This is a genomic window from Alicycliphilus denitrificans (assembly GCF_044792555.1).
In the GTDB taxonomy this organism is placed as follows: Bacteria; Pseudomonadota; Gammaproteobacteria; order Burkholderiales; family Burkholderiaceae_C; genus Alicycliphilus; species Alicycliphilus denitrificans_A.
In genome coordinates, this window is record NZ_CP126238.1 from 1800794 (window position 1) to 1814965 (window position 14172).

11 protein-coding genes and 1 pseudogene are annotated in these 14172 nt (G+C 66.7%); 6 read left to right on the top strand and 6 right to left on the bottom strand.

Annotated elements, in window-relative coordinates:
* Window positions 1-129 precede the first annotated feature (129 nt).
* The 5 genes and pseudogenes from P7644_RS08565 to aphG all read left to right on the top strand — a co-directional run bounded on the left by P7644_RS08565 (window position 130) and on the right by aphG (window position 4732).
* Window positions 130-1107: a flavin reductase gene (locus P7644_RS08565; RefSeq protein WP_404302798.1), complete on the top strand. Its 978-nt coding sequence runs from the start codon at window positions 130-132 to the stop codon at window positions 1105-1107.
* Window positions 1108-1126: 19 nt separating this feature from the next.
* The gene (locus tag P7644_RS08570) at window positions 1127-1966 is read left to right on the top strand and encodes an alpha/beta fold hydrolase (protein WP_404302799.1); all 840 of its coding nucleotides are present in this window, start codon (window positions 1127-1129) and stop codon (window positions 1964-1966) included.
* Window positions 1967-1975: 9 nt separating this feature from the next.
* Complete coding sequence (locus tag P7644_RS08575) at window positions 1976-2764, top strand: fumarylacetoacetate hydrolase family protein (RefSeq protein WP_404302800.1); 789 nt, start codon at window positions 1976-1978, stop codon at window positions 2762-2764.
* A 17-nt stretch (window positions 2765-2781) separates the two neighbouring features.
* Window positions 2782-3698, top strand: a pseudogene (locus P7644_RS08580) (acetaldehyde dehydrogenase (acetylating)).
* A gap of 14 nt (window positions 3699-3712) precedes the next feature.
* The gene (aphG, locus tag P7644_RS08585; protein WP_404302801.1) at window positions 3713-4732 is read left to right on the top strand and encodes a 4-hydroxy-2-oxovalerate aldolase AphG; all 1020 of its coding nucleotides are present in this window, start codon (window positions 3713-3715) and stop codon (window positions 4730-4732) included.
* 336 nt (window positions 4733-5068) lie between these two features.
* Here the strand turns inward: aphG and P7644_RS08590 are convergent, their stop codons facing one another.
* The 5 genes from P7644_RS08590 to P7644_RS08610 all read right to left on the bottom strand — a co-directional run bounded on the left by P7644_RS08590 (window position 5069) and on the right by P7644_RS08610 (window position 11475).
* Complete coding sequence (locus tag P7644_RS08590; protein ID WP_404302802.1) at window positions 5069-6007, bottom strand: OB-fold domain-containing protein; 939 nt, start codon at window positions 6005-6007, stop codon at window positions 5069-5071.
* Window positions 6008-6011: 4 nt separating this feature from the next.
* On the bottom strand, window positions 6012-7226 hold the full coding sequence (locus P7644_RS08595; protein WP_404302804.1) for a thiolase family protein: 1215 nt from the start codon (window positions 7224-7226) through the stop codon (window positions 6012-6014).
* A 189-nt stretch (window positions 7227-7415) separates the two neighbouring features.
* Window positions 7416-9284: a M14 family zinc carboxypeptidase gene (locus P7644_RS08600; protein WP_404302805.1), complete on the bottom strand. Its 1869-nt coding sequence runs from the start codon at window positions 9282-9284 to the stop codon at window positions 7416-7418.
* A gap of 147 nt (window positions 9285-9431) precedes the next feature.
* Window positions 9432-11144 carry a DEAD/DEAH box helicase gene (locus tag P7644_RS08605; protein WP_404302807.1) on the bottom strand — a complete coding sequence of 571 codons (1713 nt, stop codon included), beginning with the start codon at window positions 11142-11144 and terminating at the stop codon, window positions 9432-9434.
* Window positions 11134-11475, bottom strand: coding sequence for a hypothetical protein (locus P7644_RS08610; RefSeq protein ID WP_404303274.1), 342 nt, complete (start codon window positions 11473-11475; stop codon window positions 11134-11136). Before P7644_RS08610 ends, P7644_RS08605 begins: the two co-directional genes overlap by 11 nt.
* On the opposite strand from P7644_RS08610, the gene ettA reads away from it, so the two are divergent.
* Complete coding sequence (gene ettA, locus P7644_RS08615) at window positions 11402-13063, top strand: energy-dependent translational throttle protein EttA (RefSeq protein WP_404302809.1); 1662 nt, start codon at window positions 11402-11404, stop codon at window positions 13061-13063. The genes P7644_RS08610 and ettA overlap by 74 nt on opposite strands.
* Before the next feature lie 68 nt (window positions 13064-13131).
* Here the strand turns inward: ettA and P7644_RS08620 are convergent, their stop codons facing one another.
* Window positions 13132-14163, bottom strand: a complete 1032-nt coding sequence (locus tag P7644_RS08620; RefSeq protein WP_404302811.1) for a P1 family peptidase — start codon at window positions 14161-14163, stop codon at window positions 13132-13134.
* Between the last annotated feature and the right edge of the window lie 9 nt (window positions 14164-14172).

The following is a 14172-nucleotide window of genomic DNA, read 5'->3' on the forward strand; positions in this document are numbered from 1 at the left end:
GTCCGCGTTGCGCGGGCTTTGCTCATCGTCCGGACGGACTAACGGGAAAAATCCTGGGTAGTCCAAGTGAGGGATTCGGGCGCCTTGCGCCGCGGGCATGCTGCATGTGCATTGGCCATAGGAGCGCACATGGAGCAACCGCAACACTTCGACCCCAAGGATTTCCGCCAGGCGCTGGGCATGTTTGCCACCGGCGTCACCATCGTCACCACCACCGCGCCCGACGGTACGCCCGTGGGCGTGACGGCCAACAGCTTTAATTCCGTCTCCATCGACCCGCCGCTGGTGCTGTGGAGCCTGGCCAAGAACGCGCGCAGCCTGGAGGCCTTCACCAGCGGCGCACACTGGAACGTGCACATCCTGGCGCAGGAGCAGGAGGCGCTGTCCAACCTGTTCGCCCGCGCGGGCGAGGACAAGTTCGGCCAGCAGCAGCTCGAGCCGGGCGTGAGCGATGCGCCCCTGCTGCCCGGCTGCAGCGCGCGCTTTCAGTGCAAGACCATGTTCCAGTACGACGGTGGCGACCACACCATCTTCGTCGGTGAGGTACTGTCCTACGACCGCACGCAGCGCCCGCCGCTGCTCTACGTCACGGGGCAGTACGCGCTGGCCTCGCGCAAGGCGCTGGCTGTTTCCACCGAGCCCCAGGCGGATACGGCGGCGAGCCTGTATTCCGAGAACCTGCTGGGCTATCTGCTGGGCCGCGCGCACTACCAGTTCCTGGGCGGCATCCGCGCGCAGCTCAACGAGCGCGGCCTGTCCGATGCCGATTTTTTCGTGCTCTCGCTGCTGAGCGTGCGCGCGCCCTTGGCTGGCGCCGACATTGCCGCGCACATCGCCTACACCGGCATCGACGTGGGCGCCGTGCTGCTGCAACAGCTGTGCGACCGCGGGTTGCTTCAAAAAAAAGAGCGTGATGCGTATGTCCTGACTTTCTCAGGACGCGATTCGATATTGCATGTGATCGCCGCCGCCAAGGCCGAGGAGGCCGACGTGGTGGAGCGCATGGGCGAGGCCGAGGCGGCCCTGCTGCGCAACCTGCTCAAGCAGTTCATCCGGGTCACCGACCCCGGCCTGCCCAAGCTGTGGACGGCCCCCGTTTCGCAATGATTCCCTACTAAGCATCTTCATGACGCATAACAGTCCCATCCCCATCGGCAAATTTGCCGACATCGCACCCGTCGCGGGCGCCGCGCAACGCATCCACTATCACGAGCAGGGCCAGGGCGAGGTCGTCATCTTCCTGCATGGCGCGGGCGGCGGCGCCAGCGGCTACAGCAACTTCAAGGGCAACTATCCGGTGTTCGCGCAGGCGGGCTACCGCTGCATCGTGCCCGACCTGCTGGGCTACGGGCTGTCGAGCAAGCCCGACATCGCGCAGTACGACCTGGACTTCTTCGTCGCCGGCCTCAAGGGCCTGGTCGATGCCCTGGGCCTGAAAAACATCACGCTGCTGGGCAATTCGCTGGGCGGCGCGGTGGCGCTGGGCTATGCGCTGGCCTACCCGGAAGAGGTCAAGCGCCTCATCCTCATGGCGCCGGGTGGCGTGGAGGATCTGGATACCTACCTGGCCATGCCCGGCATCGCCAACATGTTCAAGATCTACCAGTCGGGCAAGACCGGCGCCGCCGCCATGCGCGATGTGATGACCATGCAGCTCTTTGACCCCACGCTGCTGACCGACGACATCATCAACGAGCGCGCGCCGATTGCCGAGACGCAAACCCAGGCCGCGCGCTCCATTCTCAAGGTGCCCAACATGACGGCGCGCCTGCACGAACTCAAGTGCCCGGTGTTTGGCTTCTGGGGCGTGAACGACCAGTTCAACCCCGTGAGCGGCACCACCAAGCTGGTGGGTCATTGTCCCCAGGTGCGCATGGTGGTGCTCAACCGCTGCGGCCACTGGGTGCAGGTGGAGCACCGCGATATGTTCAACCGCGCCTGTATCGACTTCCTGCAACACGGCTGAGCCTCCACCATGGATTCCAGCCTCATCGAACAACTGGGCGATACGCTCTACCAAGCGCTGCGCGGGCGGCGCAGCCTCGCGCCACTGACGAATAGCTACCTGCTGAGCGTGGAAGACGCCTACCGCATCTCGCTGCGCTTTCTCGCGCGCCGCCAGCAGGACGGCGAGCGCGTCATTGGCAAGAAGATCGGCGTCACCAGCAAGCCGGTACAGGACATGCTGGGCGTGCACCAGCCGGACTTCGGCTTTCTCACCGACACCATGCAGTATGAGGACGGCGCCAGCGTGTCGCTGTCTGCCGCCGGCCTGATCCAGCCGCGTGCCGAGGGCGAGATCGCCTTCATGCTCAAGCGCGACCTGCAAGGCCCGGGCGTGACGCGGGACGATGTGATGGCCGCTACCGAATGGGTGGCGCCTTGCTTTGAAATCGTCGATTCGCGCATCCAGGACTGGAAGATCAAGATTGCGGATACCGTGGCCGACAACGCCAGCTGCGGCGTCTTCGTCGTCGGCCGCCAGCACACCGACCCGCGCAGCCTGGACCTGGCCGCCGCGGCCATGCAGATGTGGAAAAACGGCGCGCCCGCGGGCGGCGGCCTGGGCAACGCCGTGCAAGGCCACCCGGCCGAGGCCGTGGCCTGGCTGGCCAACACCCTGGGCGCCTTCGGCATCCCGTTCAAGGCGGGCGAGCTGATCCTGTCGGGCTCGCTGGCGCCGCTCGTGCCCGCGCAGGCGGGCGACCGTTTTCACATGGCGATCGATGGCCTGGGCGAATGCTCCATCGCCTTCACCGAATGACACAGGAAAGGATTTTCATGACACGCAAAATCAAATGCGCCCTGATCGGACCGGGCAACATCGGCACCGACCTGCTGGCCAAGCTGCAGAGGAGCCCGGTGCTGGAGCCGGTGTGGATGGTGGGCATAGACCCCGAATCCGACGGCCTGAAGCGCGCGCGCGAGATGGGCATCAAGACCACGCATGAGGGCGTGGACGGCCTGATCCCGCACATGAAGCAGGACGGCGTGCAAATCGTCTTCGACGCCACCAGCGCCTACGTGCATGCCGAGAACTCGCGCAAGGTCAACGCCGAAGGGGCGCTGATGATCGACCTCACGCCCGCGGCCATCGGCCCGTTCTGCGTGCCGCCGGTGAACCTGCCCGAACATCTGGGCAAGCGCGAGATGAACGTCAACATGGTCACCTGCGGCGGCCAGGCCACCATCCCCATGGTCGCGGCGGTGAGCCGCGTGCAGAGCGTGGTATACGGCGAAATCGTCGCCACCGTCTCCAGCCGCTCGGCAGGGCCCGGCACGAGGAAGAACATCGACGAATTCACCCGCACCACGGCCGGCGCCATCGAGAAGGTCGGCGGCGCCAGGAAAGGCAAGGCCATCATCGTCATCAACCCGGCCGAGCCACCGCTGATCATGCGCGACACCGTGCACTGCCTGACCGAGGACGAGCCCGACCAGGCGGCGATCACCGCATCCATCCACGCCATGATCGCCGAGGTGTGCAGAAATACGTGCCCGGCTACAAACTGGTCAACGGCCCGGTGTTCGACGGCAAGCGCGTCTCGGTCTACCTGGAGGTCGAGGGCCTGGGCGACTACCTGCCCAAGTACGCCGGCAACCTGGACATCATGACCGCCGCCGCCGCGCGCACCGCCGAGATGTTTGCCGAAGAGATTTTGGCCGGCAAGCTCCAACTGCAATCCGCCGCTGCCTGAAGGAGCCACACCTCATGACCAAGCACATCACCCTGCACGACATGACGCTGCGCGACGGCATGCACCCCAAGCGCCACCTGATGACGCTGGAGCAGATGAAGAGCGTGGCCCAGGGCCTGGACCAGGCCGGCGTGCCGCTGATCGAAGTCACCCATGGCGACGGCCTGGGCGGCGCCTCGGTCAACTACGGCTTTCCCGCGCACAGCGACGAGGAATACCTGGGCGCCGTGATCCCGCTGATGAAGCAGGCCAAGGTCTCGGCCCTGCTGCTGCCCGGCATAGGCACCGTGGACCACCTGAAGATGGCGCACGGCCTGGGCGTGCACACCATCCGCGTGGCCACGCACTGCACCGAGGCCGATGTCTCCGAGCAGCACATCACCATGGCGCGCAAGCTGGACATGGACACCGTGGGCTTTCTGATGATGGCCCACATGAACAGCGCGGAAGGCTTGGTCAAGCAGGCCAAGCTCATGGAAGGCTACGGCGCCAACTGCATCTACGTGACCGACTCGGCCGGCTACCTGCTGCCCGAGCAGGTGAAGGAGCGCATTGCTGCCGTGCGCGCTGCGCTCAGGCCCGAGACCGAGCTGGGCTTTCACGGCCACCACAACCTGGCCATGGGCGTGGCCAACAGCATCGCGGCGATCGAGGCCGGCGCCAACCGCATCGACGCGGCGGCCGCCGGCCTGGGAGCGGGCGCGGGCAACACGCCCATGGAGGTGCTGGTGGCCGTGCTCGACCGCATGGGCATCCAGACCGGCGTGGACGTGTGGAAGATCCAGGACGTGGCGGAAGACCTGGTGGTGCCGCTGATGGACTTCCCCATCCGCATCGACCGCGACGCGCTCACGCTGGGCTACGCCGGCGTGTACGGCAGCTTCCTGCTGTTTGCCAAGCGGGCCGAGAAGAAATACGGCATCCCCGCGCGCGACCTGCTCGTGGAGCTGGGCCGCCGCGGCATGGTCGGGGGCCAGGAAGACATGATTGAAGACACCGCATTGACCATGGCGCGCGCACGCAAGGCGGCTTGAGTCGCTCGACTCCGATAGGGACAAAGGGGCCTGAAACAGGCCCCTTTGTTATTTAAAAATCTAGATAAAAAGCCTTGAAAAGCTTTGCAGTAAAGCGCTTGAAGCTATTAAATAAGGAGTGCTGAAGTCGGACTTGCTACAGCACCTGCCGGTGGAGGCGAAAAGCCGATAGCCGCCCACGCGCCAGGTACAGCGCCTGCACGGTCGGTAGCTGTGCGCTCAGCGCAAAGCAGATGGAGCCCCGCCGCCCCACCTGCTCGGCGGCAGGGCCAGGCTGGCCGCCTGCATGAGCGTCACCAGGGAGCGTTGGGGGTGGTGGCGTTCATGCGGGGTGGCTTACATGTAGAGCATGACCAGGTCGTTGATGACCGAGGGTCTGTCCTGGCCTACGACATGGATGTTGATTTCCATGGTTACCTGCGTGCCGCTCTTGGCCTGCTCGACCGACTTGATGCGGTAGCGCGCATGGATGCGGCAGCCCGAGGGCACGGGCGTGGGAAAGCGCAGGCGGTCCGAGCCGTAGTTGACGATGTTGTGGTAGCCCGTGACCTCGAAGGCCATGGGGAGCTTGAGGCGGCTCATCAGCACCTGCACCAGAGCGCCATGGGCGATGGTGGTGCCAAACGGGCTTTCGCGGCGCGCGCGCTCGGGGTCGGTGTGGATCCAGTAGTCGTCGCCCGAGAGCGCGGCAAACTGGTCGATCAACTCCTGCGTGACGGTGATCGCGTTGGACCAGTCGGAGTAAGTCTCGGACACCAGGGCGCGCATGGCGGGCAGGTCCTTGCAATCGACCTGGGGCAGCTGCCGTGCCGGTGCGCAGGCAGCGGCCGCCTCGGGTTCGGCGTCGGCGTGGATGACGCCGGGATGGTTTGACTCCACCAGGGTGTAGCGCAGCAGGGTGGCGCTGCCCGGGCGCTCGTCGAACACCGGACGCAGGCGCTGGCCCACGCGGATCTCGCCGGGTTCCACGCCCACCAGGGTGGTGTTGATGTGTACGCCTTCGTCAAGCTCGACCACGGCCAAGAGCTGCGGCATCTCGTCGGTGAACTCGGGCAGCGTGGGCACGCGCGCCACGGTGTAGGTGTAGAGCTGGCCCGCGCCGCTGACCTGGCGCCATGCCAGCTGGCGTGAGCCGCAGGTGGGGCAGTGCGTGCGCGGGAAGAACAGCCAGTGGCCCTGCTCGCACTGCTGCAGGCGCACCTCGTGCGCCTGCAGGCCTTGCCAGTAGGGGGCGGAAATGTCGGTGGGGTGGGGCAGGGGTTTGTTCCAGGCCATGGTCTCAGGCTCCCTTCAGAATCAATGCGCCTTGTTCGCTCATCACGCCGCCGGTGCCCGACACATAGGCCAGGTCGTTGCGGCCCAGCTGGCGTGCGCCCGCGCGGCCCTGGATTTGCTGCATGGCCTCGATCACCTGCGTCATGCCGCCGGCGCTGCCGGTCTGGCCAAAGCTCAGCTGGCCGCCGTGCGTGTTCATGGGGAAGTTGCCCTTGAAGGTGAAGTCGTGCTCGCGCACGAAGCGCATGCCCTGGCCTTTGGGGGCAAAACCGGCGTCCTCCAGCGTCAGCAGCACGGTGATGGTGTAGCAGTCGTAGATTTGCGCCATGTGCATGTCGCTGGGCGACAGGCCCGCCATGGCAAAGGCCTTGCGCGAGGCCGGGCCTATGGGCGTGGCCAGCATGTCGGCGGCGTAGCTGGGCGACTTGGTCTGCACATGCTCGCCGCAACCGACGATGTGCACCGGGCGGTGCTTGCAGCCACGGGCCTTGTCGGCACGCGTGAGCACCATGGCGCCGCCGCCGGCCACGGGCATGACGATCTCCAGCATGCGCAGCGGCTCGGCCACCATGCGCGAGGCCAGTACATCGTCCACCGTGATCGGCTGGCCGTAGAACATGGCGCCGGGGTTGTGGCAGGCGTTGAAGCGCTGATCCACCGCGATGCGCGCCAGCGTCGCCGCGTCGTAGCCGTGGATGGCGGCATAGCGCTGCGCGATCATGGCGTAACCGGTGTTTTGCGCCATGTGGCCGTAGGGTAGATCCATCTCGGCCTCGGGTGCGCCAAAGCGCGTGCTGTGGCCGCCAAAGCGCGAGGCTTTCATCACCTCGGCCATGTGGTCGTCATGTTCGGACATGGGCGTCATGCGCGCCGGAATGACGCACACCACCGTGTCGCACAGGCCTAGCTCGATGGCCGCGGCCGCGCGCCAGACCATGCCCACCGAGCTCGCGCCGCCCAGGTCCACGACCTCGGCAAAATTCAGTGCCACGCCCAGGTATTCGCCCGCCATGGCGGGCACGAAGCTGCTGGCCTCATGAAAGTGTGGTCCGCTGGTGATCAGGCCATCCACGTCGGCCAGCGTAAGCCCCGCGTCGGCCAGCGCCTGCGTGGTCAGGTCCGCTACCTGCTCCAGGTGGAACATGCGCGGCGCGCTGCCGTATTTTTCCGGTTTGTACTGCGCGGCACCCACCAACGCCGCCTTCCCTTGGAGTCCCATATGAAATCCTCTCAGAATGGAGTCAATCCATTGTGAAGAAGGATGGCCGGGGTCCCATCGTCAAAGCGGACTAGCCGTTATCAAATCCTGCAGATGGGTGTTGGTGTGAAAAAGTGGCAATAACGTATATTGGTAAATCGCTGATAGCTATATTTATATGAGCGACTCGCCGGGTTTGCCGCGTGGCATTCAATCGACTTCCTCAAACACCAGGGGCGGGGGTGTTATCACGCGCGCCGTGTCGCCCAGGTGGCCGATGAGGTGATTGGCAAAGTAGCTGTTTTGCGTGTCGGGCTCCAGGGCGGCCACGGCCAGGTTGGCCAGGGGCTGGTTCAGCGGCACGTAGTAGCTGCCGGCGGGCACGTCGATGACGCTGCGTGTGGGCGTGACCTGTACGCGGATGATGGCTTGGTCACCGGCCACGCTACCGCGCACATCCTGGCGCTCTGTGGTTTCGCGGCTGGTTTCCAGGTAAATGTCGGCCAGCACGGACCCAGGCTCGGCCACGCGCATGACCTGCACGCCCAGGAGTTTCAGGCGCTCCACGGCATCGCCTGCACGGCCCGCGAGCCAGTAGCCGCAGGGGCGGGGGCGTTTTTTCAAGGTTTTCAGCTGCAGCGATGAGTTCCAGTCCACGCGCAGCGTGCGGTCGGCGCCGCTCTCGGGGTCGAGCATGATCAGCTCATGCTGGGTCGGCGTGGGGCCGGCCTCGACCACGATGTCACCGCGGCAGGCCTGGGCGGCGATGTCGCGCGCCTCGTAGGAGCGCACCTGCGCCAGGTTGTCGGCACGCTCCACCGTGCTGCGCAGAGCGCTGGAAACGGCCGTCACATGCGAATGCACGCGGCGCTGGATATGGGCGCGGCCAATGCCCACGCCCCGGGTCTCCAGCAGCATGCTGACGGCATTCTTCAGGCCGTTGACATTGCGCCCGGTGTCGGGCTGGGTGCCGCCCATGGACAGGCGCAGGTCGTCCATGCGCGTGGAGGTGGTGTAGTACCACTCCTGGCTCAGGTTCTGGGCGTCCAGGGCCTTGAGCATGGGGGCGCGGTACCACTCCAGAGCGGCCTTGGTCATGAATTCGGGCAGGTTGGCCGTGGTGGCGTGCTGCAGCAGCACGTCATAGCGCTGGATGGCCTGGAATTTCTCCAGAAAGCGCCCGGCCACCGTGTATTCATGTGCGTCGATGATGGCCATGGGGCGGTAGTCGCGCACCAGCCTGGCCAGTGCCTGTGCCTCGGGTGTCTGTAGCAGCAGGTGGTCGCGGTTCATGTCGATGCCATTGGCCGTGACGCGCTTGCCCATGTCGGCGCCATCGGGATTGGCGCGCGGCACGACGATCACGTTGATGCGCTCGAGCATGGGTTCGAGCAACCCCTGCGCCAGTTCGCGCGCCACGACCAGCAGGGCCTCGCCACCCGCGGGCTCGTCGCCATGCTGCTGGCCGATCAGCAGTACCGTGGGGCGGCGGCTGTCCTCCAGGGCCGCGGCGTCCGTGCCCGCGGCGCGCGTGAGCAGCAGGGCATGGATCGGTGCGCCGCGCTGTGACAGGCCCAGGTCGATGAGCCGCGTGCGCGTGGCGCCGCGCTGCGTGGCCGCAAGCTGGCGCAGCCACTGGGTGAGCTCGGCGTTGGTGGTGAAGGCTCGGCGGCCATCGGCCAGGCCAGGCGTTTCGTAACGCACGGATGGATCGGGAAAGCGTGCCGCCACGGCAGCGCCGTAGGGTAGTTCGGCGGCGGGCGCCCCTGCCGAAACCGGAGCGTTCGGGGCAATGGGCGTGACCGTGACCGGCGCGGTGAGCGCGTCATCACGCTGCGCCGTGGCGATTCCCGTTCCCAACGGGGGCGGCACCTGGCGCTTGGCTTGCGGTGCGGTGTGGGATGCCGGTTGCCGTGGTGGCTGAGTGGTCCAGGGCGGCAGCGGTGTGCTTGAGCATGCAACCAGTACCAGTGCGGACAGCACAGCCGCCCCGTGACGACCGGCCGACGTGCTTGCGCGCAGAGCCTTGGCAGCGGACAGCCATGGGCTGCTGTGGGTGGGGGGCTTTTGCATCATCATGATTGGCGGTATGGATGTCGTGGCCGATGTTAGCTGGCGCCTGCTGCTGCAAGGTGTGCGCAGTGCAACACTGGGGGCCAGATACGAATAAGCCCGGCACGGGCCGGGCTCATGGACGCAGCAGCAATCTGCTATGGATACGCTGTGTCAGCGGCCGAAGCCGCTGCGCGGGCCGCGCCCGCCGCCACCACCACCGCCACTGCGAAAACCACCACGGCGGCCGCGATCGGCCATGCTGTCCACGCTGGTGCGCATGGGGTCGGGCTGGCTGGCCCGGCCGCCGGCGCCGTGGCGTGGATCCAGATTCACGTGCTTGAGCTGCGTGCCCAGGTGGGCGTTTTCACTGCGTGGCTGGCTGTCGTCAAAGCGGCGGTTGCCACCGTTGCCGCCATTGGCGTTGTTGCCGCCGCGACCGCGACCAGCGCCGCCGTCGTGGGTTGGCCGCTGGCCGCGCGGGCCTGCGGCCGCGGGGCGGCCAGCACCAGCGGCATTGCCGCCACGGCCTGCGCCGCCCTGGCCATTGCTGGCGCGCTGGCCCTCACCCTGGCGGGCGCCACGTGGCTGGCCCTGACCGGCCTTGTTGGTGCGGATGCGCTCCATCATCTCCGAGCGCGCCGCCTTGGCCGCCGCCTGCATGACCTCGCGGCTAGGCGGCTTGCCGGCGCCGCCCCAGATGGTCTGGCGCCCCATGGCGATGGGTTCGGCCTTCTCGCCCTCGTCGGGGCCAAAGCCGTCGATGACCTGCACCGGGATCTCCTGCTTGGTGAAGCGTTCGATCTCCATCATGAAGCCCTCTTCGTCCATGCACACCAGGCTCACGGCCTGGCCCTCGCGGCCGGCGCGGCCGGTGCGGCCGATGCGGTGCACGTAGTCCTCGGATACGTTGGGGATTTCGTAGTTCACGACATGCGGCAGGTCGTCGATGTCGATCCCGCGTGCTGCAATATCCGTAGCTACCAGCGCCCGTATCTGGCCGGTCTTAAAGCCTTCCAGGGCTTGGGTGCGGGCGCTCTGGCTCTTGTTGCCGTGCAGCGCCATGGCGGTGACGCCGTTCTTGGTCAGATAGTCGGCCACGTTGTTCGCGCCGAACTTGGTGCGCGTGAACACCAGCACCTGGCTCCAGTCGTGCTGCTGGATGATGTGCAGCAGCACCTGCTTCTTCTTGGCCCGGCCCACGGGGTGGATGACCTGGCTGATGCGCTGCACCGTGGTGTTGCGCGGCGTCACCTGGATGCTTTGCGGGTTCTTCAAGAGGCCGCCGGCCAGCTCGCGGATTTCGTCGCTGAAGGTGGCCGAGAACAGCAGGCTCTGCTTGGAGGCAGGGAGCAGGGCCAGCACCTTCTTCACGTCGTGGATGAAGCCCATGTCCAGCATGCGGTCGGCCTCGTCGAGCACCAGGATTTCGACCGTGGACAGGTCCATGAAGCCCTGCTGCTGCAGGTCCAGCAGGCGCCCGGGTGTGGCGACCAGGATGTCCACGCCGCGCTTGATGCGCTCGATCTGCGGGTTCATGCCCACGCCGCCGAAGATCACGGTGGATTTCAGCGCCAGGTGTTTGCCATAGGTGCGCACCGATTCCTCGACCTGCGCGGCGAGTTCCCGCGTGGGGGTGAGCACCAGGGCGCGCACGCCGCGGCTGCCAAACTTGCTGGTGGCTGCGGCGGTGCCGGCCAGGCGATGCAGGATGGGCAGGGTAAAGGCCGCCGTCTTGCCGGTACCGGTCTGCGCACCGGCCAGCAGGTCATGACCTGCGAGCACGGCGGGAATGGCCTGCGACTGGATGGGGGTGGGGTTTTGGTAACCCTGTTCTTGCACGGCCTGCAAAATGGCCGGCGCCAGCTTCAGTTCTTCAAATGTCATTGTCAAGTTGGATGCGCCCATCCTGGGCGCTGGATATCGGCCTGTCGCTGGCGACTTGATGGGTCGCCAAGCCAGTTCTGTAGGCTGATGATTTCAAGGGTGGGAGCCCGGAAATGGTTTCCATCGTCCCCAGCTTGTCTAGGCTGATGCCGGGGCAACTGGAACCCGCGGCGCCCGCTATTGTCGCATGCGCCGATAATCCACGTTTGCGCGCCGCATTTTGTGGCGCCTTTCTTTGCTCATTTTTTGAAGAATCCATGGCCCAGTACGTTTTTTCGATGAACCGCGTCACCAAGACCGTGCCCCCGAAGCGGCAGATCTTGAAGGACATCTCTCTGTCATTCTTCCCCGGCGCCAAGATCGGCGTGCTGGGCCTGAACGGCTCGGGCAAGTCCTCGCTGCTGAAGATCATGGCCGGGATCGACAAGGAGATCGAGGGCGAGGCCATTCCCATGCAGGGCCTGTCCATCGGCTACCTGCCGCAGGAGCCTCAGCTCAACCCCGAACATACGGTGCGCGACGCGGTCGAGGAGGCCATGGCCGAGGTGAACAACGCCCGTGCGCGTCTCGATGAGGTCTATGCGGCCTATGCCGAGGAAGACGCCGACTTTGACGCCCTGGCCGCCGAGCAGGGCAGGCTGGAGGCCATCATCGCCGCCGCCGGCACCGACAGCGAGCACCAGTTGGAGATTGCCGCCGATGCGCTGCGCCTGCCGCCCTGGGACGCCGTGGTCGGTCAGCTCTCGGGCGGCGAGAAGCGCCGCGTGGCGCTGTGCAAGCTGCTTTTGTCCAAGCCCGACATGCTGCTGCTGGACGAGCCCACCAACCACCTGGACGCGGAGTCCGTGGAGTGGCTGGAGCAGTTCCTGCACCGCTTCCCCGGCACCGTGGTGGCCATCACCCACGACCGCTACTTCCTCGATAACGCGGCCGAGTGGATCCTGGAACTCGACCGCGGCCATGGCATTCCGTACAAGGGCAACTACACCGAGTGGTTGCTGCAGAAGCAAAACCGCCTGGAGGCCGAGCAAAAGGGCGAGGAGGCGCGCGCCAAGGCCCTGAAGAAGGAACTGGAATGGGTGCGCCAGAACGCCAAGGGGCGCCAGGCCAAGTCCAAGGCGCGTATTGCCCGCTTCGAGGAACTGTCCGACTACGAATACCAGCGCCGCAACGAGACGCAGGAAATCTTCATTCCCGTGGCCGAGCGTCTGGGCAGCAAGGTCATCGAGTTCAAGAACGTCTCCAAGGCCTTTGGTGACCGCCTGCTCATCGACAACCTCTCCATGAACATTCCCGCTGGCGCCATCGTCGGCATCATCGGCCCCAACGGCGCGGGCAAGTCCACGCTGTTCAAGCTGATTGCGGGCAAGGAACTGCCCGATTCGGGCGAGGTGGAGATCGGCCAAACCGTGAAGATGGCCTTTGTCGACCAGCATCGCGACGCCCTGGCCAACGACAAGACGGTGTGGGAGGACGTCTCGGGGGGCCTGGACATCATCAACGTCGGCAAGTTCCAGATGGCCAGCCGTGCCTACTGCGGGCGCTTCAACTTCAACGGCCAGGACCAGCAGAAGAAGGTCGGCAACCTCTCGGGCGGCGAGCGCGGGCGCCTGCACCTGGCCAAGACGCTGATCCAGGGCGGCAACGTGCTGCTGCTGGACGAGCCCTCCAACGACCTGGACGTGGAAACCCTGCGCGCTCTGGAAGATGCGCTCTTGGAGTACGCCGGCACGGTGCTGGTCATCAGCCACGACCGCTGGTTCCTGGACCGCATCGCCACGCACATCCTGGCCGCCGAGGGCGACAGCCAGTGGGTGTTCTTCGACGGCAATTACCAGGAGTACGAGGCCGACAAGAAGAGGCGCCTGGGCGAGGAGGGCGCCGCTCCCAAGCGCTTCCGCTACAAGGCGCTCAAGTAAGACGAGCGCTGGGGTGACGAGCGACGGGCCGAAAGGCCCGTTGCTCTTTCTGGCTCTGCAGTGCTGGACTACCCGGGCTGGCTGCGGCTATCAGCGCGGGCCAGATCCGCGTGGCAGGGCAGCAGCAGGCCCTGATCCGTGGTCAGCGAGCGCGCGGCCAGCACGGCGCGCACGCTGGCGCGGGCTACGGCCTCGGCCGCCATGGTGGCCAGCACCATCATGCCGGGGTGCTGCGCGTGCACGCCGGTGGCCAGGGTGAACAATGTGTCGCCGTCGCTCATGGTGTGCACGGGGTTGATGGCGCGCGCCAGGCCATCGTGCCCGGCCACGGCCAGGCGCTGCGCCTGCACCTTGGTGAGCCGCGCGTCGGTGGCGATCACGCCGATGGTGGTGTTGCTGCCCGCCAGCAGCGCGTGCGGCGGCTCGCCGGCGAGCAGGGCGCGGCGCGTGTCGCGCAACTGCCGGCCGTCCTGCGTGCGTGCGCCGGCCAGGGGCAGGCCGGTGTCGGGATGCACCACGTCGCCCACGGCGTTGCAGGCGATCAGTGCCCCGACGGTCACGCCAGCCACGCTGACCGAGGCCGTGCCCAGGCCGCCCTTCATCGCGTGCTGCATGCCGAACATCTTGCCGACCACGGCGCCGCTGCCCGCGCCCACATTGCCCTCTGCCGGTGGCGCGCCGCTGGCGGCCTGGCAGGCGGCGTAGCCGGCCGCGGCGTCCGGGCGGACCTTCATGTCGCCCAGATGCAGGTCGAACAGCACGGCCGCGGGCACCAGCGGCAGGCGGCCCACGCCTACGTCCAGGCCCACGCCCTGCTCCTCCAGCCAGCGCACGGCGCCACTGGCCGCGTCCAGCCCCCAGGCGCTGCCGCCGGCGAGCATCACCGCATGCACCTGCTGCACCAGGTTGCCGGGGGCGAGCAGGTCGGTCTCGCGCGTGCCGGGCGCCGCGCCGCGCACGTCCACGCCGGCCACCGCGCCATCGCGGGCAATGACCACGGTACAGCCGGTGGGGCGGCGGCCGTCGCTGTGGTGGCCGACGGTGATGCCCGTCACATCGGTGATGGCGCCCTGGTTCTGCTCAAGCAAGGGGTGTCGCATGGTGCGCCG

Coding starts and splice junctions, on each gene's coding strand:
- P7644_RS08605 (WP_404302807.1), bottom strand. CDS start 11,144: ATGACATTTGAAGAACTGAAGCTGGCGCCGGCCATTTTGCAGGCCGTG.
- aphG (WP_404302801.1), top strand. CDS start 3,713: ATGACCAAGCACATCACCCTGCACGACATGACGCTGCGCGACGGCATG.
- P7644_RS08570 (WP_404302799.1), top strand. CDS start 1,127: ATGACGCATAACAGTCCCATCCCCATCGGCAAATTTGCCGACATCGCA.
- P7644_RS08575 (WP_404302800.1), top strand. CDS start 1,976: ATGGATTCCAGCCTCATCGAACAACTGGGCGATACGCTCTACCAAGCG.
- P7644_RS08600 (WP_404302805.1), bottom strand. CDS start 9,284: ATGATGATGCAAAAGCCCCCCACCCACAGCAGCCCATGGCTGTCCGCT.
- P7644_RS08610 (WP_404303274.1), bottom strand. CDS start 11,475: ATGTCCTTCAAGATCTGCCGCTTCGGGGGCACGGTCTTGGTGACGCGG.
- P7644_RS08595 (WP_404302804.1), bottom strand. CDS start 7,226: ATGGGACTCCAAGGGAAGGCGGCGTTGGTGGGTGCCGCGCAGTACAAA.
- P7644_RS08565 (WP_404302798.1), top strand. CDS start 130: ATGGAGCAACCGCAACACTTCGACCCCAAGGATTTCCGCCAGGCGCTG.
- P7644_RS08590 (WP_404302802.1), bottom strand. CDS start 6,007: ATGGCCTGGAACAAACCCCTGCCCCACCCCACCGACATTTCCGCCCCC.
- P7644_RS08620 (WP_404302811.1), bottom strand. CDS start 14,163: ATGCGACACCCCTTGCTTGAGCAGAACCAGGGCGCCATCACCGATGTG.
- ettA (WP_404302809.1), top strand. CDS start 11,402: ATGGCCCAGTACGTTTTTTCGATGAACCGCGTCACCAAGACCGTGCCC.